This window comes from Senegalimassilia sp. (genome assembly GCF_977052095.1).
The window spans coordinates 1-20,320 of sequence record NZ_CDRSTZ010000036.1 but is presented as its reverse complement, the minus strand read 5'-3'; the positions used below and the strand labels follow the sequence as shown (position 1 = coordinate 20,320).

Here is a 20,320-nt window from a genome sequence, read left to right as displayed (position 1 = left end):
GTGAAGGCATCGCCGGAAAGGCGCACCTCCTGACCTGCGGAAAGGTTGGCCAGGTCGACCTTGTTAAGCGGCAGCGTCAGGCACACGGGGGCGTTTGCGGTTTCGCTCATCGCGCGGCTCCTTCCTTTGCGGGGGCGTATGAAATGTGGGTGGCAAGGGGCTTCGCGCTTCGCGCCAAGTGGGGGCACTCGGTGATGATTCCTTGCTTGCTCATCGGTTCTCACCTTTCTCAACGGCGGTGTACGCAAGGTTTGCGGTGGGGTTGGCAACGGGCAGGCCGGTTTCCCACGACACCAGGTCGATAGAGGCTGAGCGCATGGCCGAGCAGCCCATGTTCACGGCAACGGGCAGCGCGGCGATGTGGCACGGGGCGGTTTCCAGGTGCACGGCAAGTGCGGTGGCGTTGCCGCCAAGGGCAGCCGGACCGATGCCCGTGGCGTTGACGGCGGCAAGCAGCTCGGCTTCGCGCGCGGCGGCTTGCGGGCTTGCAGCGGGGCTGCCCACTTCGCGCAGCAGCGCGTGTTTGGCCAGGCCAGCCACCTTGTCGAACGTGGCGCCTACGCCCACGCCCACGATAAGCGGCGGGCAGGCGTTGGCGGCTTTCTCGTGCACGCAATCGAGCACGACCTGGCGCACGCCTTCCCAACCGGCGCCGGGGGCAAGCATGACCACGCGGCTGGCGTTGTCCGAGCCGCCGCCTTTCAGCAGCACGTGCAGCGTGGCGCCGCGGCCGGGGCGGAAAGCCACTTCGGCGAAGGCGGGCGTGTTGTCGCCGGTGTTCGTGCGGTCAAGCAGCGCATCGGCCAACACGCTCATGCGCAGCCGGCCGTCGGTGTAGGCGCGGGCCACGGCGTCGTTGACGCGCGACAAGATGTTGCCGGGAACGCTTAACTCCTCGCCGATTTCCAGGCGCACCCAGCATGTGCCGGTGTCTTGGCAGATGGGCACGCCGTCGGCCTGCCCGATATGGGCGTTTTCCAGCAGGCAGTCCAGCACGGACAGCGCGCGGGCTTGGGTTTCGTCGGCGCGCGCGGCCTGCATGGCGGCCAGCACGTCGGGGCGCAGGTGCGTGGCGCAATGGCGCACGGCGGCATATACGGCGCCGGCAACCGCATCGGCCGAAAGCGCGCCCGCAACCCCGTTCAGTTTCTCGTCTTCCACGATGTTCCTTTCCTTGAATGCTGCTCATATTGTGCGCCAAGTTGTTGCCTAGCGGGGCCTGCGGCATGAATCATGTCGAGAAATCCGAAGAGCGGGCTTGTCTTCGAACCTCTTCGCTGTTTGTGCCGGCTGCGCTCCTCGATGTTGACCTGCTTCGGGAGAAGACGAAGCAGGCTGTTGCCCCCCCTCCTCAGCTGGACTGTCCTTTACCATCAGGCGAAACACACCCGATGGGTGTATTTCGGGGAGAGCGGGCGCAGCGGTGGGGGCGCCTGGGGCGAAGGGGTATAATTCAACAGGGAAAAATTCGCTGCCGAAAACGGCCGCGAAACACGACACGTCAAGCGGCGCCGCGCCGCGAACACGGAAGGATGCGCACGAAGCATGGACATCGCACAGGAATCGCTGCGTCTGCACGAGCAATGGCAGGGCAAGCTGGATACCGTCCCGAAGATGAAGATCGAAACGCGCGAGGACCTGGCGCTGGCCTACACGCCCGGCGTCGCCGAGCCGTGCTGCAAGATCGCCGCGAACCCTGAGGACGCCTACAAGTACACCATGAAGGCCAACACCGTTGCCGTCGTATCCGACGGCTCGGCCGTGCTGGGCCTGGGCAACATCGGCCCGGCCGCGGCCATGCCCGTCATGGAGGGCAAGTGCGCGCTGTTCAAGGCGTTCGGCGGCGTGAACGCCGTGCCGCTGTGCCTGGACACACAGGACGTCGACGAGATCGTGGAAACGGTCAAGCGCATCGCCCCCAGCTTCGGCGGCATCAACCTGGAAGACATCTCGGCCCCGCGCTGCTTCGAGATCGAGCGCCGGCTTATCGACGAGCTGGACATCCCGGTGTTCCACGACGACCAGCACGGCACGGCCATCGTGGTGCTGTCCGGCGTCATCAACGCGCTGCGCCTGACGGGCAAGAAGAAGGAAGACTGCCGCGTGGTGGTCAACGGCGCCGGCTCGGCTGGCATCGCCATTGCGAAGCTGCTGCTGAACTATGGCTTCCGCAACCTTATCCTGTGCGACAAGTGCGGCATCATCAACTCGCGTTCCGAGGGCATCAACGAAGCTCAGCGCGCCATGCTTGCCACCACGAACCTCAACGACGAGCAGGGCAGCCTGGCCGACGCCATGCGCGGCGCCGACATCTTCGTGGGCGTGTCGGCCCCCGGCATCGTGTCTGCCGACATGGTGAAGTCCATGAACGATGACGCCATCCTGTTCGCCATGGCCAATCCCACACCCGAGATTTTCCCCGACGTGGCTCGCGAGGCCGGCGCGCGCGTGGTGGGCACGGGCCGCTCGGACTTCCCGAACCAGATCAACAACGTGGTGGCGTTCCCCGGCATTTTCAAGGGCGCCCTTGAAGCGCGCGCCACGCGCATCACGAAGCAGATGAAGCTTGCCGCCGCCGAGGCGCTGGCCGCGTTGGTGTCCGACGACGAGCTCAGCGAAGACTTCATCATGCCCGAGCCGTTCGACCCGCGCGCTGTGGAAGTGGTGGCGGCGGCCGTGGCCGGCGCCGTGCAGGAATAGCGCCGTGACCCAGATTCACAACACCGGCATCGTCAGCGAAGTGCCCACGATGCGCGACCCCAGGCAGGTCGCGCCCGCGGGCGCTTCGCCTGTTGCGCCTGCTCAGGCTGGCGTCCCGGCAGGTGCGCCCGAAGCGCCCGAGCGCGGCGTGTTCGTCACGTTCGAAGGCGGCGACGGGGCGGGCAAGACCACGCACATCCGCTTTCTGGCCAACGCGCTTTCCGCCATGGGCCGCGAGGTCGTGTGCCTGCGCGAGCCGGGCGGCACCGACGTGGGCGAGCAGCTGCGCGGCGTGGTGCTCAGCCCGAAAAACGTGAATATGTGCGACGCGTCCGAGCTGCTCATCTACGAGGCGGCTCGCGCACAGCTGGTCAGCGAAGTGATCGCGCCGGCGCTTTCGCGCGGCGCCGTGGTGCTGTGCGACCGCTTCACCGACTCCACCGTGGCTTATCAAGGCTATGGCCGCGGGCTTGACCGCGCGTTTGTGGACGCGGCGAACGCGTTCGCCTGCCAGGGCCTGGTGCCCGATTGCACCATTTTGCTGGTGTCCGGCGGCAGCACGGCCGACGGCCTTGCGCGCGCCACGCGCCGCGCGGGTGCCGACCGCATGGAGCGCGCCGGCGAGGACTTCCACGCTCGCGTGAACGCGGCGTTTCTGGATATTGCGCGCCGCGACCCGAAGCGCGTGCGCCTGGTGCAGTCGTCCGGCCGCAAATCGCATACGGCAGTGCAGGTGTTTGCCCAGCTGGCAGACCTGTTTCCGTGGATGGGCGAATTCGTGCGCCAAAACGAGGCCTACTTCGAGCGCCTGGACGTGCAGCGCGCCCACGAGGGACGTGTGGACTATCGCGACGATACGCGCCCCACGCCGGCGCCCGCCGCGCCGAAAGAGCAGTAGGCGCCCATGGCCGATGCGTTCGAGAACATACTGGGGCAGCCCTACGTGCGCGATTTCCTGCGCGCCACCGTGTCGTCGGGGCGCGTAAGCCACGCGTATTTGTTCTGCGGCCCGGCGGGGTCGAACAAAACGGTGGCGGCGTACGCGTTCGCGCAGGGCATCATGTGCCCAAAGGGGCCGAAAGGCCCGCGCGGCGGCATGTGCGGGGCGTGCGACGCGTGCAGCCGCATTTTGCGCCGCAAGCACCCTGACGTGCGCTTTTTCGCCCCCGAAGGCGCGGCGGGCTATCTGGTGGAGCAGGTGCGCTCCATCGTGGCCGACACGTCGCTTGCCCCCATTCAGGCGCAGCGCAAGGTCTACATCCTTGATCGCGTGGACCTATTGGGCACGCAGGCAGCAAACGCGTTTCTGAAAACGCTTGAGGAACCGCCGGCCGATGTGGTGCTCATTCTGCTTGCGCGCACGCGCGAAAGCGTGCTGCCCACCATCGTATCGCGCTGTCAGGTGGTGCCGTTTCGCACCATTCCGGTGTCGGAGGCGGCGGGCATTGTGGTGCAGAACTCCGGCGCGTCGGCGCAGCAGGCCCGCGTGGCGCTGCAGGCGTGCGACGGGTCGCTTACGCGCGCCGTGGAGTTCCTGAAGTCGAACGAGCGCTTGCAATTTCGCGCCCGCGTGCTGGAAATTTTGTCGCTGCTTGCCCGCGCCGACGATTGGGACATCATCGGATTCGCCGCTGACCTGGTGGTTCGCGTGAAACTGCCGCTGGATGACGTGCGTGCCGAGCAGGAAGCGGAGCTGGCGGAAAACGCGGACTTTTTGGCGAAGTCGGCCATTCGCCAGATCGAGGCGCGCAACAAGCGGCAGATCACGGCGAAAACGCTTGAGTCGCTGCGTCAACTGGCTGGCATCGCGCGCTCGTGGCTGCGCGACGTCATGGTAGTTGCCTCCGGCGCGCCCGACACGGTGGTCAACGACGATGCGCGCGAGGCCATCGAGGCGGCCGCCGCGGCAACCACGCCGCCCCGCGCGGCCGCGGCAATCGCCGCTGTGCGCCGCTGCGACGCCGCCATCTCGTATAATGTATCTCCTGAAACGTGCATCGACGCGATGCTGTTCGAGATTCGCGACATACTGTACGGTCGCGGCATGCCGGATGCGGCGCCGCGGGCGTATCGACGATAGAAAGAAGGAGCGCCATGGTTCGCATAGCGCCTGTCAATTTGCCCTACAACCCCAAAACGTTGTGGTTCGACGCGGGCGAGCTTGAGATTTCCGCCGGCGACGACGTGGTTGTCGAAACGGCGCGCGGCACGGAGTTCGGGCACGTGTCCGACAACGCTTTCGAGGCTACGCCCGAGCAGGTGAAGAAGCTGAAAAGCCCGCTGAAGCCCGTTGTTCGCGTGGCCGACGACGCCGACCGCGCCCGCGCTGCCGAGCTTGAGGAGAAAGCCGCCGAAGCGCTGCCGGTGTTTAAGGAACTGGCGGCAAAGGCGTCCGAGGAAATGCGCCCGGTATCGGTGGAATACCTGTTCGATGGCGACAAGGCCGTGTTCTACTTCGAGTCGGAAAACCGCGTGGACTTCCGCGAGCTGGTGCGCACGCTTTCCAGCCGCCTGCACGTGCGCGTGGACATGCGCCAGATCGGCGTGCGCGACGAGGCGCGCATGGTGGGCGGCCTGGGCCATTGCGGACAGGAGCTGTGCTGCAAGCGCTTAGGCGGCGAATTCTGCCCCGTGTCCATCCGCATGGCGAAAGAGCAGGACCTGTCGCTGAACCCGCAGAAGATCTCCGGCGTGTGCGGGCGCCTTATGTGCTGCCTGCGCTACGAATACGACGCGTACAAGGATTTCAAAAGCCGCGCGCCCAAGAAGAACGCGCAGGTTGAAACGCCCGATGGCCCGGCGAAAGTGGTCGACCTGGACGTGCCGCGCGAAGTGGTTTCGCTGCGCGTCGAGGGTGAAAAACCCGTGCGCGTGCCGCTTGCCGATTTCGAGCCGGCAGAGGAAGGCGCCCGCCCGAAGTGCGTTGGCTGCGACGCGTGGGAGCGCGCGAACAGCGCGCAGACTGCAGACGTGTTCGGCGCGGCGGCCTCGCTTGCCACCCCGCAGCTTTCCGGCAAAGACCAGCTGGCCGACCGTACCAGCGTGCGCCACGTGCCCGGCGGCAAGAAGCGCGACCAGAAGCAAGAAACGGAGCGCGCGGGCAAGGGTTCGAGCCGTCGCAACCGCGGTCGCGGTAAAGAACGCGAGCGTGCATCCGAGCAGGAAACGGCACAGGCGGCGCCTACGCGCAAGCCGCGTCGCCGCCGCTCCACGAAGGTGACGGGCGGCGCTGCCGAAGCGGCCGAGCGCCAGGTAGCGCGCGACCAGCAGTCCGCTGCGCCCGAGCGCGCAGCTGAGGGCAAGCAGGCGCAAGGCGCACCGAAGAGCAAAGACGGCCAGGCCAAGCGTCGTGGCATGCAGCCTTCGAAGCGCCGCGGGCAATCCGGTGGTAAGCCCGAGCAGCCGCAGAAGGGTCAGCGTGGCTCTGAGCAGCGCGAACGCGGCGGTAAGGGCGGCGAAAAGCAGCAGGCCAAGCAGCAGCGCAAGCCCGCCGAGCAGGGCAAACCGCGCGTGCGTCCGGGGCAGAAGTCCTCGGCGCTTTCGCAAAACCGCCCTGAAGGGCAGGCCGGTCCTCGGCATGCGCGCTCCGACCAGCCGCAGCAATCCGGCGCTGCGTCCGGGCAGCATCGCCGCGCGCGTCGTCGCAGCCACAAGGCCGCCGGCACCGGCGAGGGCGCCCAGCCGCCGCAAAACGGTAACTAGCAATTCCGCGCCCCGCATCGTCGGGGCGCTTCGCGCAAGGAGGCGTGCAACAACGTGAGAAACGAATACGAGCTGCTGACCGACTTGTATCAGCTGACCATGGCGCAGGGCTATTGGGAAACGGGGCAGGGCGCCACGCAGGCGTGCTTCCACGCGTACTTCCGCGATTATCCGTTCCGCGGGGGGTATGCCGTGGCCTGCGGTTTCGATCAGTTGGCCGAGCTTATCGACGACTTCGCTTTCACGCAAGACGACGTGGACTACCTGGCAAGCCTTGACGCGCCCGGCGGCGGCAAGCTGTTCCGGCCGGAGTTTTTGGAGTACCTGCGCACGTTTCGGCTGCGCGTAGACATCGACGCGCCCGCCGAGGGCACCATCGTGTTCCCGCACGAGCCGCTTGTGCGCGTCATGGGCCCCATCATGGATTGCCAGCTTATCGAAACGGCGCTGCTGAACTGCGTGAACTTCGAAACGCTTATCGCCACGAAAGCCGCGCGCGTGTGCTTGGCGGCCCATGGGGCGCCCGTGGCCGAGTTCGGCTTGCGTCGCGCTCAGGGCGCCGGCGGCGGCATGTGGGCAAGCCGCGCCGCCGTGGTGGGCGGCTGCGCTTCCACGTCGAACGTGCTGGCGGGCAAGCGCTACGGGCTGCCGGTGTCGGGCACGCACGCGCATTCGTGGGTGATGTCGTTTCCCGACGAGCTGTCGGCGTTCCGCGCCTACGCGCAGGAATTCCCGCACAACTGCGTGCTGCTGGTGGACACGTACAACGTGGAGCAGGGCATCGAAAACGCCATCACCGTGGGCCTTGAAATGCGCCAGCGCGGGCAGCGTTTGGCCGGCATCCGCATCGATTCGGGCGACTTGGCGTGGCTGGCGAAGATGGCGCGGCGCATGCTCGACGCGGCGGGACTTGCCGATTGCGGCATTGTGCTGTCCAACGACCTGGACGAATACACCATCCAGTCCATTTTGGACGAAGGCGCGCCTGTGACCAGCTGGGGCGTGGGCACAAAGCTTGCGTGCGCGTTCGACCAGCCTACGCTTGGCGGCGTGTACAAGCTGTCGGCCACGCGCGCTCCGGGGCAAACCGAGTGGACCGACCGGCTGAAAATCAGCGAATCGGCGGCGAAGCTGACCGTGCCGGGCGTGCTTGACGTGCGGCGCTACTACCACGACGACGGCCACATTGCCGGCGACATGGTGCTCGACGTGAACGCGGGCGTGGGAGAGCGCGAGGTCATCGTCGACCCGCTTGACAGCCTGCGGCAGAAAAACCTGTCAGGCAAGCGGTTCGAAACGCTGCTTTCCCCGCTGGCGCGCAATGGCGAAGTGGTCCTTGACCAGGCGCATCGTAGCGCCATGGAAGCGCAGCGGCGCTGCCGAGAGGGTTTGGCCAGCCTGGACGAAAGCCAGAAGCGCATGCTGAACCCGCACACGTATCCGGTGGGATTGGAATATGGTCTTTGTGAGCGCCGCCGTGCGCTTGTTGGCAAGCTGCGCGGCATCGCGTAGTGTTGAGGTCAAGGTTGGTAGGGGCGCAACGCGCTCATCGATAGGGGAGCACATGATTAGAATCATCACCGATTCCGTTTCGTCGATCACGCAGGAGATGGCCCGCGAGCTTGATATCCAGGTTGTCACGCTGTACGTGAACCGGGACGGGGTCGAATACGAGGACGCCACCATGGACTTAGACGCGTTCTACGCCGACATCTACGACATGATCGACAACATTCCCACGTCCAGCCAGCCTTCCCAAAAGCTGCTTGAAGACGTGTTCGAGGACGCGGCGCGCGCTGGCGACGAGGTGTGCGGCATCTTCATTTCCACGGGCCTTTCGGGTGCCTACGACGGCGCGCTGCGAGCCATCCGCGCCGTTGCCGCGCGCAACATCGACTTCAAGTGGGAGCTTGTCGACTCCACGTCGTGCGGCTTCGACGAGGCGCTGCCCGTGCTTGAGGCCGTGGCGGCGCGCGATGCGGGCGAGGACCTGCACGGCGTTGCGCAGGCGGCCGTTGACGCCATCGGCCGCACGCGTTTTCTGTTTACGCCCGAAACGCTCACGTTTTTGCAGAAGGGCGGGCGCATCGGCGGCGCGGCGGCGCTTCTGGGCAACCTTATCCAGCTTGCCCCGGTGCTTACCGTGTGCGACGGCACGCCCGTGACGTTCGCGAAGGTGCGCACGCGCAAAAAGGCGCTCGACAAGATCGTAGCGGCGTTGAAGGCCGACATCGAAGAGCATGGCCTGCGCGACATCGTGGTGCACTACATCGGCGACAAAACGCCGGCGGTGAAATGGGCACACGAGGTTATCGAGCCCATGCTCGGCCGCAGCGTGAAGGTGCTGCCCGTAAGCCCGGTGGTGGGCCTGCACGTTGGCCCGGCAATCGGCATCGCCTACGAGTGCGCCCGCGCTATTTCGGGAAAGTTGACGAAACCCGCTGCAGGCTTGGTCTGCGCTTCGTAAAATCCTAGGTGAAAAAGCAAAGCCCGCGCCGCGCGGGCTTTTCGGCGAAAGGAGATGCATGGACGCGCGTCCGAAATGCAATCTGATTATCGATTCGTGCTGCGACCTGCCGTATGAAGTGGTCGACCGCGAAGGCGTTTGGCTGTTGGAGTTCCCCTACATCGACGAGAAGGGCGACCATTGCGACGACTTCTACCGTTCCATCACGCCGCACGAGTTCTACGAAGGCATGCGCGCGGGTTCGCAGCCCTCCACGGCGCAGGTGCCCATCACGAAGTTCCAAGAGGTGTTCGGCCAAGCTATCGAATCCGGCGTGCCCACGGTGTACCTCAGCTTCACCAGCGGCCTTTCGGGCAGCTACAACACGGCGCTTATCGTGCGCGACCAGCTTCTGGCCGAACATCCCGACGCCGAGCTGCACGTGGTGGACACCTGCCTGGCTTCCGTTGCCGAGGCGCTGCTGGTGTACGAGGCGCTCAAGCAGCGCGATAACGGCATGACGGCGCGCGAGCTGGCCGCATGGGCCGAAGAGGCGCGTTATTTCGTGGACGCCGAGTTCATGGTGGACGACCTGGAGTCGCTGCACCGCGGCGGGCGCATCCCGAATTCCGTGGCGTACGCGGGTGCGAAGCTTGACGTGAAGCCGCTGCTCAACATTAGCATCGACGGCAAGCTGGCGCTGACGGGCGTGGCGCGCGGCCGCAAGAAGGGCATCAAGCAGCTTGCGGAGTACTGCGAGAAGCGCATGGCCGACCATGCGCCGGGCCGCTGCGTGGTCATCGGCAACGCCGACTGCCCGAAAGACGCGGCGCGTTTAAAGGAGCTGTTGGCGAAAACCGACGACAACCTGCTGTTTTTGGAAAGCAGCATCGGGCCGGTTATCGGAAGCCACGTCGGCCCGGGCATGCTGGCCGTCGTGTTTTGGGGAGGGGACAAGCGCGAGGACCTTTCGGTAGCCGACCGCATTGCCCGCAAAATCAAGAAAGAGGGTTAAAGCCATGACGAAGGCTTTTGTTTACGCAGGTCATCCCACGGTAGGCAACATGGTGTCCGACCGTTTGTGCGCTGCTGGCTGGCATCGCGTGACCGATGCGGGCGCCGCCGACGCCGTTATCACGTACTTCACGGTGCAGACAGCGCTTGAGGACGCGTATTTCGGCGACAACGGCATCGTGCAGGGCGCGCGCAAAGGTACGCTTATCGTGGACCTGTCGTGCACCACGCCCACGTTCGCGCGCGAGCTGAACGCCATGGCGTGTGTTGACGACCTGGTGGCCGTGGAAGCGCCGCTGGTGGTGCAGGACGTGTCCGTGCCCGACGCGTTCGCCGCGCGTGAGAACCTGGCGTGCTTCGTGGGCGGCGAAGAGGACTGCATCGAGCGTGCGCGCGAGGTGCTTGATCTGCTGGTGGGTTCGGTCACCGACGCGGGCGGCCCGGGCTCGGCCCAGCTGGCGCGCGCGGCGTACAGCCTGCAGGCGGTTTCGCACCTTATCGCGGCCATCGAGGCCGATGCGCTGTACCACGCGGTGCGCACGTCTTCGGACATGGGCGAGATTGCGGGCGCGCGCGCCGGCGCGCTGACGCCTGCCGGTGACGAGCTTCTTGCGGCGGTGAACGACGGCCGCTTCGACGGCACGTACACGGTCGAGATGTTCATGGCCGAGATCACGGCAGCGTTGACCACGGCAGACGATGCCGATTTGATCCTGCCGCAGGCCGAAGCGGCCCAGCGCCTGCTGGAGCTTTTGGCCATCATCGGCGGCTCGGACAAGGCGCCGGCAGCGCTTTCGCTGGTGTATCGCGAAGAGGAGGCGTGCGCGAACGAGGGGCTTGACTGGTCCCGCGCCGAGCAGGCCTATGGCGACCACCATCACGACCACGACGACGATGACGACGCCGATTACGGCGACGATTTCGGCGATGCCGGCTTCATCGACGACGACGGCATGACGGGGGCATACCCGGGTTTTAACTAAGCGTCGCGCGCCGACAAGGCGCGGTTCAGCGGTGTTGCGGGGACTCGCAGCGCATTGCAGGGGCAGGTTGGCCTTGCGTGCGCTTCGGGTCCTTCGCTATTTATGAGGATTGCGAAGGGGCTGGAGCTGGTGGATTTCAATCGTGAATTGGCTGCTTGCACGTTGTGCCCGCGTGCATGCGGGGCTAACCGAGCGGCGGGGCAGCGCGGCGTGTGCGGTGCCGACGGGGGCTTGATGGTTGCGCGCGCGGCGCTGCATATGTGGGAGGAGCCGCCAATTAGCGGGCAGCGCGGCAGCGGCACCATTTTCTTCTCGCATTGCCCGCTGCGTTGCATCTATTGCCAGAACCAGGTTATCGCTGCAGGTCAGGCGGGTGTCGAGGTGTCGGTTGAGCGGGTGGCCGACATGTGTTTGAACCTGCAGGGGCAAGGCGCGCTCAACATCAACTTCGTGACGCCTACGCATTACGCACCGCAGGCACGTGCGGCAGTTGCGTTGGCGCGGCAGCGGGGACTTGCACTGCCCGTTGTGTGGAACACGTCGGGGTATGAGACGGCGCAGGCGGTGCGAGACAACGTGGGCACGGTTGACGTGTATCTGACCGATTTGAAGTACATGTCGTCTGACCTGGCAAAACGGTATTCTTCGGCGCCGGATTATCCCGAGGTTGCCTTGGCGGCGCTTGATGAAATGGTGCGGTGTGCGGGTTTGCCCGAAGGCGACGAGGTTGACGGTGCGCCGCGATTGACGCGTGGCGTGGTGGTGCGGCATCTGATGCTGCCGGGTGCGCTTGAGGATTCGAAACGCGTGGTGCGCACGATGTGGGAACGCTACGGCACAAGCGTGCTGCTGTCGTTGATGAACCAGTACACGCCGGTGCTTGCCGATGCGGCGGCTACGGGTGATGCGTGGGCGCAAGGGCAGCTGAAACGATGCCCTGAACTGGCGAAACGGGTTCCCGATAGTGAATATGAGGAGTTGCTCGACTACGCAGATTCGCTGGGCATCGAAGACTATTTCTGGCAGCAGGGCGGTGCGGCGAAAGAAAGCTTCATCCCGGCATTCGATTTGACGGGCGTGCAGTAAAGGGATGCCGAAGGTGCGGGGTCGCGCGGTTGCGCGGCCCCGTTTGCGTTTAAGATGGCTGGTTTGCGAGCTTCCAAAGCTGAAACAAATGTTCTTGACAACGAACGGTTGTACGTATAAAGTGAAGCTTACACAATTTCGTACAGATGTTTGTTGAAGGGGGCGTCGTGGACGTATTGGAGAAGCTCACCATACTTGCCGATGCGGCAAAATACGACGTTGCCTGCACCTCATCGGGCGTATCGCGCGGTTCGAAGAAAGGCGAGCTGGGCAACGCCATGGGCGCTGGTTGCTGCCATAGTTTTACACCCGACGGCCGTTGCATCACGTTGCTGAAAGTGCTCATGACCAACGTGTGCGTATACGATTGCGCGTACTGCGTGAACCGCTGCAGCAACGAGGTTCCACGTGCGGCGTTTACGCCTGAAGAATTGGCCGATCTGACCATCGGGTTTTACCGGCGCAATTATATTGAAGGGCTGTTCTTAAGCTCCGGGGTTATCCGCAACCCTGATTACACAACGGAATTGATGATTCGCACGCTGCGTCTGCTGCGTGAAGAGCACAAGTTCAGGGGCTATATCCATGCGAAAGCCGTTCCCGGAACCTCGCCCGAACTTGTGGACGAACTGGGCCATTTGGCCGACCGCATGAGCGTGAATTTGGAGCTTCCCAGCCAAAAGAGCTTGCAGCTGTTGTGCCCGCAGAAGAACAAGCAGCGCATCATCCAGCCCATGCGTCAAATTCGCGACAACATGGCGCAAGACCGTGAAACACGCGGGTTGACGCGGCGCAAAACAACGTATCTGCCATCTACCAGGCCGAAGGAACGGCGGCGCGCTTTCGTGCCTGCCGGGCAGTCGACGCAGATGATTATCGGTGCCACGCCGGAAACGGATTACCAAATCCTGAACCTGTCGCAGGCGCTCTATAAAACGCTGGAACTGAAGCGCGTGTTTTTCAGCGCGTATTTGCCGGTCAGCGCCGATGCGCGCTTGCCGCAGAATGCGGGCGTGCAGCTGAATCGCGAACACCGGTTGTACCAGGCCGATTGGCTGCTGCGGTTTTACAAGTTCGATGTCTCGGAAATCATCAGCGCCAATGCGCCGAACTTGGAAGAAGATGTTGATCCGAAAGCGGCTTGGGCGCTGAATCATTTGGATTCGTTTCCCGTGGAAGTCAACACGGCGCCGCTTGAGGTGTTGCTGCGCGTGCCGGGAATCGGCCCTCGCGGTGCGCGTTTGATCGTGAAAGCGCGTCGGACAACGTGCTTGCGAGAGCAGGAGCTGCGCAAACTAGGCATTGCGTTCAAGCGTGCCCGGTATTTCATCACGTGCAATGGGAAGTACCAGGGGCGCGGGGTTGAATTTAGCCCGGAAGCGCTGCATGCGCAACTTGCAAGTCCTATCGATGGCGGGAAACATGGTGCACGGTCGGGCAAAGTGCTTCCTGGGCAGCTCAGCCTGTTCGATGAGGGCGTTGGCAGAGCGTCCATTGGCCGTGGCGACAACGGCGGCGTTGCGGCGCTGCCGAAGCAAAAGGCGTTTGTGTGCGAAAGCGGGGCGGGGTGGAATGGCGTGTCGCGGAGTCCGCGGAGCCCAAGTGGCTTGGGCGGGAAACGCCTGGATGCTGGCCAGTCGGTAGCCGCAATAGCCGATGGCGTCTTTGGCTGGCAGAACGCTTTGCAGGGCCGCGAAAAGGTGCCAGCATGACGTATCAAGCCGACGGTGGAATGTTGGAAGCATCGCACGAGCCAAACGTAGTGGTTGAGCCGCTTGAAAACGTTGCCTATGTGTATGACGGAAGCACGGAAGGCTTGCTTACGGCAGTGTTTAAAACGTATGCGTTTCACGAGCAGCCGCAGGATATATTCCGTGAAGGCGCGCTGCAGCCGCGGTTGGGGCAGAGCGTGCGCGTTATCGCCACTGATGACGCCTTGGCGCATCGCGTGCAGGTTGGAGTGTGCAAGCGCGTAGGGCGGCAGGCGTGGGAAGCGGTGCTCCATGCGTCGCTGTCGGACGATTCGTCGGCGGGCATGGCGGTTTGGCGCTTCATCAGATACGTGATGGCGCGCCCTGCAGCGCAGAACCGAAAGCTTGTGCAAGACTTGGCGCATCCTATTGCCGGCCCTATTGCGAAACTTAGTCGCTCGGTTATGAACGAACGGCACCTCATGCAGCAATTTATTCGGTTCGAGCACTTCGAGAACGACGTATGGTTCGCGCGCTGTAATCCAAAAGCGAATGTGGTGCCGCTTCTGATGGATTGGTTTGCCGGCAGGTTCAACACGCAGCGCTTCGTGCTTTACGACGAGGTGCATAACGTGGCAGGAATTTACGATGGCAAGGGGTGGTATCTTGCGCAAACAGGAGACGTGCATCTTCCGCTGCATGCCCAGGATGAAGCAACCATGCAGGCTGCTTGGAAAGGCTTTTATGATGCCGTAGCTATTCCGGCTCGGTATCACCCGGAGTTGCGCAGGCATTTCATGCCCAAGCGCTTTTGGAGAAACATCTTGGAAGTGCGGGATGAGCTGTCTGAAACTGAAGAAGGCGAATTGCCGAAAGGGCAGGAATGCTCATCTATGGGTTGTTGCAACCAGTTATTTGGTGAGGGTGAATCGCTCGATAGCAAAGCATTGCTTGATTCCGCGGCATTACTTGGACGCTGCGAATCGCTTACCGATATCGTTGCAGATGCGAAAACGCTGCAGCGGTGATTCCATAGTTGCCTGTCGTCGAGGCAGTCGCATCAACGACAGGCAACGGCCAACGGTCTAAAAATCGCATGACAAGATAAGCGAAATTAGAATCTGGTGCTAGTAGGCTTCGCTGTGAGGTGCCTACAAGGCGCGCAGGACGCGATGAGGGGAAGCTCTACAAAGTACGCGTAGCGTTGCCCGGGTCGATGGACATGCTTTGGAACCGTTCGGCCATGTACTGGTTGTCGAAATGGTCGTCGATGAACTGGGAGATGGCGTTGTCGGGCGCAATGCCGGCTTCGCGCTGGTACCAGCGGTCAAGGGACATCAGCGTCATGCAACAGTCAACAATCATGATGACGGCGCAAATGGAGGTGAGCGTGTAGCGCCAATTCCAAGGAATTTGATTGACTAGCTTCAGCATCCAGGGAAGGCATAGTTTGATCCAGAAGACGCCCAGCACGCCCCACATGGCCATGAACATGCCGTTCGTGCGTCCGTCGATAGAAAGGAAGGTGCCCGTGTAGTCCCAAGCTACAATGCCGAATGCGAACTGCATGAACCAACTGACGGCAAACTCGAATGCGCCGCCGATAACGGCGCTGACCAGAAACACCACCAAAAACGGTGCCTTATGGAAGCGGTTCAACGCCATGGTCATCAACATGGCACCAACGCCGTAGATGGGCGAGAACGGGCCGAACAGCAAGCCTGCGCGATCTTGGTACACGCCTGGCTCAACCACCAGCATGTGATAGACGGTTTCGATGACCAGGCCCAAAATGCTGCAGACGACGAAGATCCAGAACAGGTTGAAGAAGTTCAGCGTGATGTAGCCTTTGCCCGTTGGATCAAGACCCAGCGTGCCCTCTTCTGCTTGCTCGCGCGTTTCCATATCGCGCAGTTTGCGCTGCAGGTCACGCTCGCCAGCAAGCGCCGGGTCAAGATAGGACTGCATGACAATGAGGAACACAGCGATAACGGCGTCGGGGATGACGTTTGCTCCCAGGCCGTTGAGCATAATGCTGCAGATGATGTCGCCGGCTAGCAGGAAGATCATCGCTTCGGTACCTTGCGCGGCATGTTTGCGCTTGTTGCGCAGCAGCCTGATGCCGAACACCGCGAACAGCACGGCAAGGATAAGGTAAAGAATAAGGTTGATGATGAAGATGGTGAGCGTTGCCGTGGAGGCGCCCAGGTCGTACTCTCCGCCAACAACGGCAATGGCCATAAGCACAATGGTCAGCGTCATAAGAGCGGCGGATGCGGCGCCCGCAACCAAGCACAAAACGCCGAACACCTTGAACGGCAAAGGCAAGCGTTTGCGGTCGATGGAGTGACGGTCGGTGCGGTAACGCTTCCTCACCTTTTGCTGGTTGCTTGGCTCGGTTGCTGTGGTTGAGGCAGACCCGGTTGCTTGCGCGGGGCGCGTCGTCTCGTTGTTCTGTTCGGGCTTGCCCATAAGATGCTCCTTGTGCTGCAAAAATAATGGTTGCCGCCAAAACTCGGCGGCAACCATAATGGTCGGTTCCAGTATATCGCGGTTTACGTCTTCAGCACCGTGCCAGTTGCGTTACGGTGCATTGAACGTGGCCTACTTGATATCGTGCAGCTCGATACCATTGTAGTCGTGAGCGGTGAACCATAGGTTGATGCCGGCAACCAAGCAAATGGCCATCATGTAATAGGCAGGAGCCATGCCATTGCCCGTGAAGTCGATGAGCGCCGTTGCCACCATCGAAGCAGTTCCGCCGAATAGCACGTAGGCAATGTTCGAACCCAGTGCTGCACCCGTGTAGCGAACTTCCGTGGGGAACATCTCCGCTTGATAGCAGGCGATATTCGAGTCGTTGATAGACAGCGTGATGCACAGCATCAGCTGGGCTATGATGATAATGGGCAGAGATGCGGTGTTGAGCATCATGAAGCCGGGAATGCTTAGCAGGATGAATGCAATGCACGCGCCGAGCATCATGCGCCGGCGTCCAACATGGTCGGAAATCTTGCCTGCTGCAAGCACGATAAGAATGTATGCAAGCAACGCTACGTCAGTGGCAAGCTGAGCGTCGGCTGCGTTTACGCCGGCGTACTGCGTCAGATACGTGGGGAGGTAGGTAAGTACCAGGTAGAAACCAACGGAATTGACCATGGTAGCGGCAATGCTCGAGAGCAGGCGCTTGCGGTACTTCGTGAAAACGAGCCTGGTGGGATGAGAGGCTTCGGCCTTTTCCTCTTCCATCTCCTCGTACACCGGCGAGTCGTCAACGCGCTTCTTGATGTAGAAGTGGAACGCGATGCCCAGGGGCCTGCCAGCAAGAACGGGATGCGCCAACCCCATGCAATGACGTCTACTTCGGGCATGGCCATTTTGATGATCAGCGCGGCGGTGGAGCCGGCGAATAAGCCCATGGCGGTAGAGGCGGCAACCAGCGAGCAGCACTTGCCGCGATGGTTTGCGGGGGCATATTCGGCCAGGAACACGGCGGCTCCGGAATATTCGCCAGCAGCGCTGAAGCCCTGGATGCTGCGAAGCGCCAGCAGCAGGATGGGCGATAAGATGCCGATGGTTTCATACGTCGGCAAGCAACCAATCAAAAACGCTGCCCCGGTCATGCACAGAATCGAAACGGAAAGTGACCATTTGCGGCCCTTCTTGTCGCCCATGGTTCCCCAAAACGATGCGCCCAAAGGGCGGAAAATGAACGAAAGGGCGAACACGCAAAACGCCATGAGCGTGGAGTCGACCGCCGAGTCCGGGAAGAACACCATGCCAATGGTAATGGCGAAATAGGTGTACGTGGCGTAATCGAACCACTCGATGAAGTTGCCGAGGAACGAAGAAAGCGCAACCTTGAGCGGGACTTTCTTTTCTTCTACGCCCGAGCAAGGAATGTCGGTACTGATGGCACTCATGATGAGCTCCTATCTAGGTTCGTGAAAATCTCCTAAGGAGTTGACCGATTGTTTGGCAATGCAGAACGATTCAAAAAGTCGAAACACGGAAACCTCCTTTAAGATTCAGGCGGCAAAAAGCCGTACGATATGAAACAGGCGGCGCCAGCAAAAGCTCGGCGCCGCCCATGCCTTAACGGATATACGACCAGGCGAATTCACGCTTGATTGCTTCGACCATGTTCGCAACAGCGGTGTCGCGCAGGATGACGCCCTTTTCGCGGGAGCTTTCGCCCGGGTGCGACAGGCAGCCTGAAGGCGGCGTGTACGAGGGGATGATCGGCAGCACATCGTAGTTGGGCAGCGTTGCGGGAAGCCCCGTATACAGCTCGGGGTCCATGCGGTCCATATCAACCAGCTCAGGGAAGAACAGCAGCATCAAAGACGTTTCCATAACGCCTGCGTGCTCAAGGTCCCAGCCAGTGAATCCGTCAGGATGCAGTTGCTCGATGGTGGCGTCATCGACGAAGTCCCAGTAGGAAAGCAGCTGGATCTTCGCGTCGTTGATGCCTTCGGCGCGAGCGTCTTCGAGAGCCAGCTGCATCCCCTCAAATGCGAACTGGTAGCTCTCGTAATGGCCGTTCATCAGCACAATCTTGCGTGCGCCTTGTCTGATAAGGCTCAGCGCGATGTCGTGGGCAAGCGCAATGAGCGTCGTCCCACGCAGGTTGGTGGTTCCCGTCAGGTGGAAACCACCGTCGCTGCGCTGCTGCGAGCGGAAGCCGTAGTTGATAAGGGCGGTCACAATGCCGTTGACCTTTCCCCCGGTTGCGGCCTCAAGCGCTTTAGCGGTTTCGCCGGCCATGGTTTTGGTGAGCGCCGCGTCAACACACATGGCCATGTGCGAACCGTGCTGCTCAAGTGCGCCGACGGGGATGAAGAATACGGAATCGCCTGCGAGTTTGTCACGATACGTGAAGGCGTCCATCTCTTCCATGTAGACAGTAGGTTTCATGGGGAGTCCCTCCCTTCAACTGGCCAGCGGTGCAGCCGGCCGGTATAGGGGCATGCCGCCGAAACGGCATGCCTTTCATGTGAATACAGGAGCTAGAGCGCTTATTCCTTGGGATGCTTGCTGTCGTAGTCGTCAGCGGCTTCCTGTGCAGCTTCGGCCATGGCCTCAAGCTTGGGATCCATTCCGTCCGGGGTCGGATCGATGAAGCCTGCTCCGCCTGCTCCGACTTGCGCGGGGACCGCGGCGCCCGCTTCAGCATTGTCAGCGTTTTCGTTAGCGGCCTTCGTGGAGAAGAAGATCTGGGCAACACCGCCGATGATGATCAGCGCACCGCCGATAAGCTGGAAGGTCGTCATAACTTCGCCGAACATGATTAGGCCCAACAGGGAAGCCATGATGGTTTCCTGATAGGAGATAGCGGCAAGTTCGCCAGCCTTCAGGCGCTTCGTCGCGAACGTCAGCAGGTAGAATGCGATAACTACGGCGATGATGCAGCAAATACCTTTGAAGTTGATTTTCTCTTTGAGGAAAATCGCAGCAAGAATGGTCGAATAAATAGGACCGGTGTAAATCAAGAACGAGGCATTTGCGAGCGTGGTGTACTGCGTCGAGAGGCAGTACAGGCCGGAAAGCAGTTCAAGGAAGATACCAGATAGCAACATGGTGCCGGAAAATCTCGTCATCTTCAGCTTCTTGAATCCCCCAATGAACAAGAAGATGATCGACAGGGCAATCAGGCCCGCGAAATTTCGCCAGAACGAGATAAAGTCACCAGGTGCGTCGATAAAACGAGCGAAAGCTCCGATGCCGCCCATCAACGAGGATGAGCAGAACATCATGATGAAGCCAATGAGCTTGTACTTAGCTTGTTGGCTTCATTGCTGTCCCCTTAATTGTCGGCCTCACTTGCCGAACAAGCGCACAGCAACGCACAAACCCCTTATAGCATCTATGTGCTTGCTGACAAATATATAAGGCAGATTGTATAAAAAGAAAGAGAAATACTGGAAGATAGCATATGTCTGCGATATTTATCCAAGTATGAGGTGGTCAGAACTCTGTGTGGCTCGAAGCCCGGAAGAGGAATAAGGAGTTGTCCCTATGCGCGGGGGGACCGCCTCTCCCGGGCGCTCGGATGTGAAGCTTGTTTGGGAAAGCGGTTGCCGCCTTGGCTGCGGCAACCGCTACGCGGCAATTTTAGGCAGATAGCCTAGTCCTCCCACATCTCCGGATGGATGAGCGTGCAGTCCTTGACGCGGTTCGGGAAGTAGTCGAGGCACTCGCCCTCGCGGTAAACGTCAGCCGTGGAGCAGTGCAGGCCGCCGCCGAACGGATAGGCGTCGCGCAGGTCGACGGGGATGACGTTCATGCCGAGCTGGTCCATCTGCTCCTGCTCGTGGACCTCGGAAGCCTCAACGATGACCGTGGAGGGATCGAGCACCAGGCAGTTCATGGACAGCCACACGGAGCTGTAGCACAGCGCGGGCGGCTCGTCATGAGCAGGCTGAGCGGCGTCGACGATCTGCCAATCGTTGGCCTCGAAGATATCCTTCTGGCCCTCGGCAGGATGACGGTGCGGGTTGTTGATGATCAGGCCCGGGCGCAGCGGCACGAAGGTAGCGTCGATGTGAATCGGGTACGGGTCGCCCGGGAAGTTCATGGCATGGATGCGGTACTCGGGATAGTAGCGCTGGAACCACTCCATGGCGGTGCGGTTGGTGGTCAGGCCGTGCTGGATGAAGATGTCCTTGCCCATGCGCATGAGGTCGGCGGCGTCCCAC

At 61.9% G+C, this 20,320-nt stretch carries 17 protein-coding genes and 1 pseudogene; 11 read left to right on the top strand and 7 right to left on the bottom strand.

Annotated elements, in window-relative coordinates; genetic code table 11:
• Positions 1-210 precede the first annotated feature (210 nt).
• Positions 211-1,161, bottom strand: a complete 951-nt coding sequence (locus ACWI6D_RS07050) for a fumarate hydratase (RefSeq protein WP_449134171.1) — start codon at positions 1,159-1,161, stop codon at positions 211-213.
• 384 nt (positions 1,162-1,545) lie between these two features.
• Here ACWI6D_RS07050 and ACWI6D_RS07045 point away from each other — a divergent pair, with 384 nt between their 5' ends.
• The 11 genes from ACWI6D_RS07045 (at position 1,546) to ACWI6D_RS06995 (ending at position 14,650) form a co-directional block, all read left to right on the top strand.
• Positions 1,546-2,700 (top strand): NAD(P)-dependent malic enzyme, encoded by a 1,155-nt coding sequence (locus ACWI6D_RS07045; RefSeq protein WP_449134170.1) that lies wholly within the window; start codon positions 1,546-1,548, stop codon positions 2,698-2,700.
• Positions 2,701-2,704: 4 nt separating this feature from the next.
• On the top strand, positions 2,705-3,598 hold the full coding sequence (gene tmk, locus ACWI6D_RS07040; RefSeq protein ID WP_449134169.1) for a dTMP kinase: 894 nt from the start codon (positions 2,705-2,707) through the stop codon (positions 3,596-3,598).
• A gap of 6 nt (positions 3,599-3,604) precedes the next feature.
• Positions 3,605-4,780, top strand: coding sequence for a DNA polymerase III subunit (locus ACWI6D_RS07035; protein ID WP_288284856.1), 1,176 nt, complete (start codon positions 3,605-3,607; stop codon positions 4,778-4,780).
• A 14-nt stretch (positions 4,781-4,794) separates the two neighbouring features.
• The gene (gene ricT, locus ACWI6D_RS07030; RefSeq protein ID WP_449134168.1) at positions 4,795-6,402 is read left to right on the top strand and encodes a regulatory iron-sulfur-containing complex subunit RicT; all 1,608 of its coding nucleotides are present in this window, start codon (positions 4,795-4,797) and stop codon (positions 6,400-6,402) included.
• A 54-nt stretch (positions 6,403-6,456) separates the two neighbouring features.
• Positions 6,457-7,914: a nicotinate phosphoribosyltransferase gene (locus tag ACWI6D_RS07025; protein ID WP_449134167.1), complete on the top strand. Its 1,458-nt coding sequence runs from the start codon at positions 6,457-6,459 to the stop codon at positions 7,912-7,914.
• Between the two features lie 52 nt (positions 7,915-7,966).
• Positions 7,967-8,869 (top strand): DegV family protein, encoded by a 903-nt coding sequence (locus ACWI6D_RS07020; RefSeq protein ID WP_449134166.1) that lies wholly within the window; start codon positions 7,967-7,969, stop codon positions 8,867-8,869.
• A gap of 58 nt (positions 8,870-8,927) precedes the next feature.
• Positions 8,928-9,863 carry a DegV family protein gene (locus tag ACWI6D_RS07015; RefSeq protein WP_129424238.1) on the top strand — a complete coding sequence of 312 codons (936 nt, stop codon included), beginning with the start codon at positions 8,928-8,930 and terminating at the stop codon, positions 9,861-9,863.
• A gap of 4 nt (positions 9,864-9,867) precedes the next feature.
• Positions 9,868-10,845: an NAD(P)-binding domain-containing protein gene (locus tag ACWI6D_RS07010; protein ID WP_302718868.1), complete on the top strand. Its 978-nt coding sequence runs from the start codon at positions 9,868-9,870 to the stop codon at positions 10,843-10,845.
• Positions 10,846-10,974: 129 nt separating this feature from the next.
• Positions 10,975-11,931, top strand: coding sequence for a radical SAM protein (locus tag ACWI6D_RS07005; protein WP_449134165.1), 957 nt, complete (start codon positions 10,975-10,977; stop codon positions 11,929-11,931).
• A 167-nt stretch (positions 11,932-12,098) separates the two neighbouring features.
• The gene (locus ACWI6D_RS07000) at positions 12,099-13,643 is read left to right on the top strand and encodes a putative DNA modification/repair radical SAM protein (RefSeq protein WP_449134164.1); all 1,545 of its coding nucleotides are present in this window, start codon (positions 12,099-12,101) and stop codon (positions 13,641-13,643) included.
• Entirely contained in the window at positions 13,640-14,650 is a 1,011-nt protein-coding gene (locus ACWI6D_RS06995) for a TIGR03915 family putative DNA repair protein (RefSeq protein WP_449134163.1), read from the top strand. The genes ACWI6D_RS07000 and ACWI6D_RS06995 overlap by 4 nt, the downstream gene beginning before the upstream one ends.
• Positions 14,651-14,807: 157 nt before the next feature.
• On the opposite strand, the gene ACWI6D_RS06990 is transcribed toward ACWI6D_RS06995, so the two are convergent.
• From ACWI6D_RS06990 to ACWI6D_RS06965, 6 genes and pseudogenes are all read right to left on the bottom strand, one after another.
• The gene (locus ACWI6D_RS06990; RefSeq protein ID WP_449134162.1) at positions 14,808-16,094 is read right to left on the bottom strand and encodes a putative ABC transporter permease; all 1,287 of its coding nucleotides are present in this window, start codon (positions 16,092-16,094) and stop codon (positions 14,808-14,810) included.
• A gap of 132 nt (positions 16,095-16,226) precedes the next feature.
• A complete protein-coding gene (locus ACWI6D_RS06985) occupies positions 16,227-16,871 on the bottom strand; it encodes an MFS transporter (RefSeq protein WP_449134161.1) in 645 nt (214 codons plus the stop codon).
• A 68-nt stretch (positions 16,872-16,939) separates the two neighbouring features.
• Positions 16,940-17,545: pseudogene (locus ACWI6D_RS06980) on the bottom strand (MFS transporter); the annotation flags it as partial.
• 172 nt (positions 17,546-17,717) lie between these two features.
• The gene (locus ACWI6D_RS06975; RefSeq protein ID WP_449134160.1) at positions 17,718-18,539 is read right to left on the bottom strand and encodes a creatininase; all 822 of its coding nucleotides are present in this window, start codon (positions 18,537-18,539) and stop codon (positions 17,718-17,720) included.
• Positions 18,540-18,640: 101 nt separating this feature from the next.
• Positions 18,641-19,378: an EamA family transporter gene (locus ACWI6D_RS06970; protein WP_449134159.1), complete on the bottom strand. Its 738-nt coding sequence runs from the start codon at positions 19,376-19,378 to the stop codon at positions 18,641-18,643.
• A 371-nt stretch (positions 19,379-19,749) separates the two neighbouring features.
• A partial coding sequence (locus ACWI6D_RS06965; protein WP_449134158.1) for a hypothetical protein occupies positions 19,750-20,320 on the bottom strand: 571 nt, incomplete at its 5' end.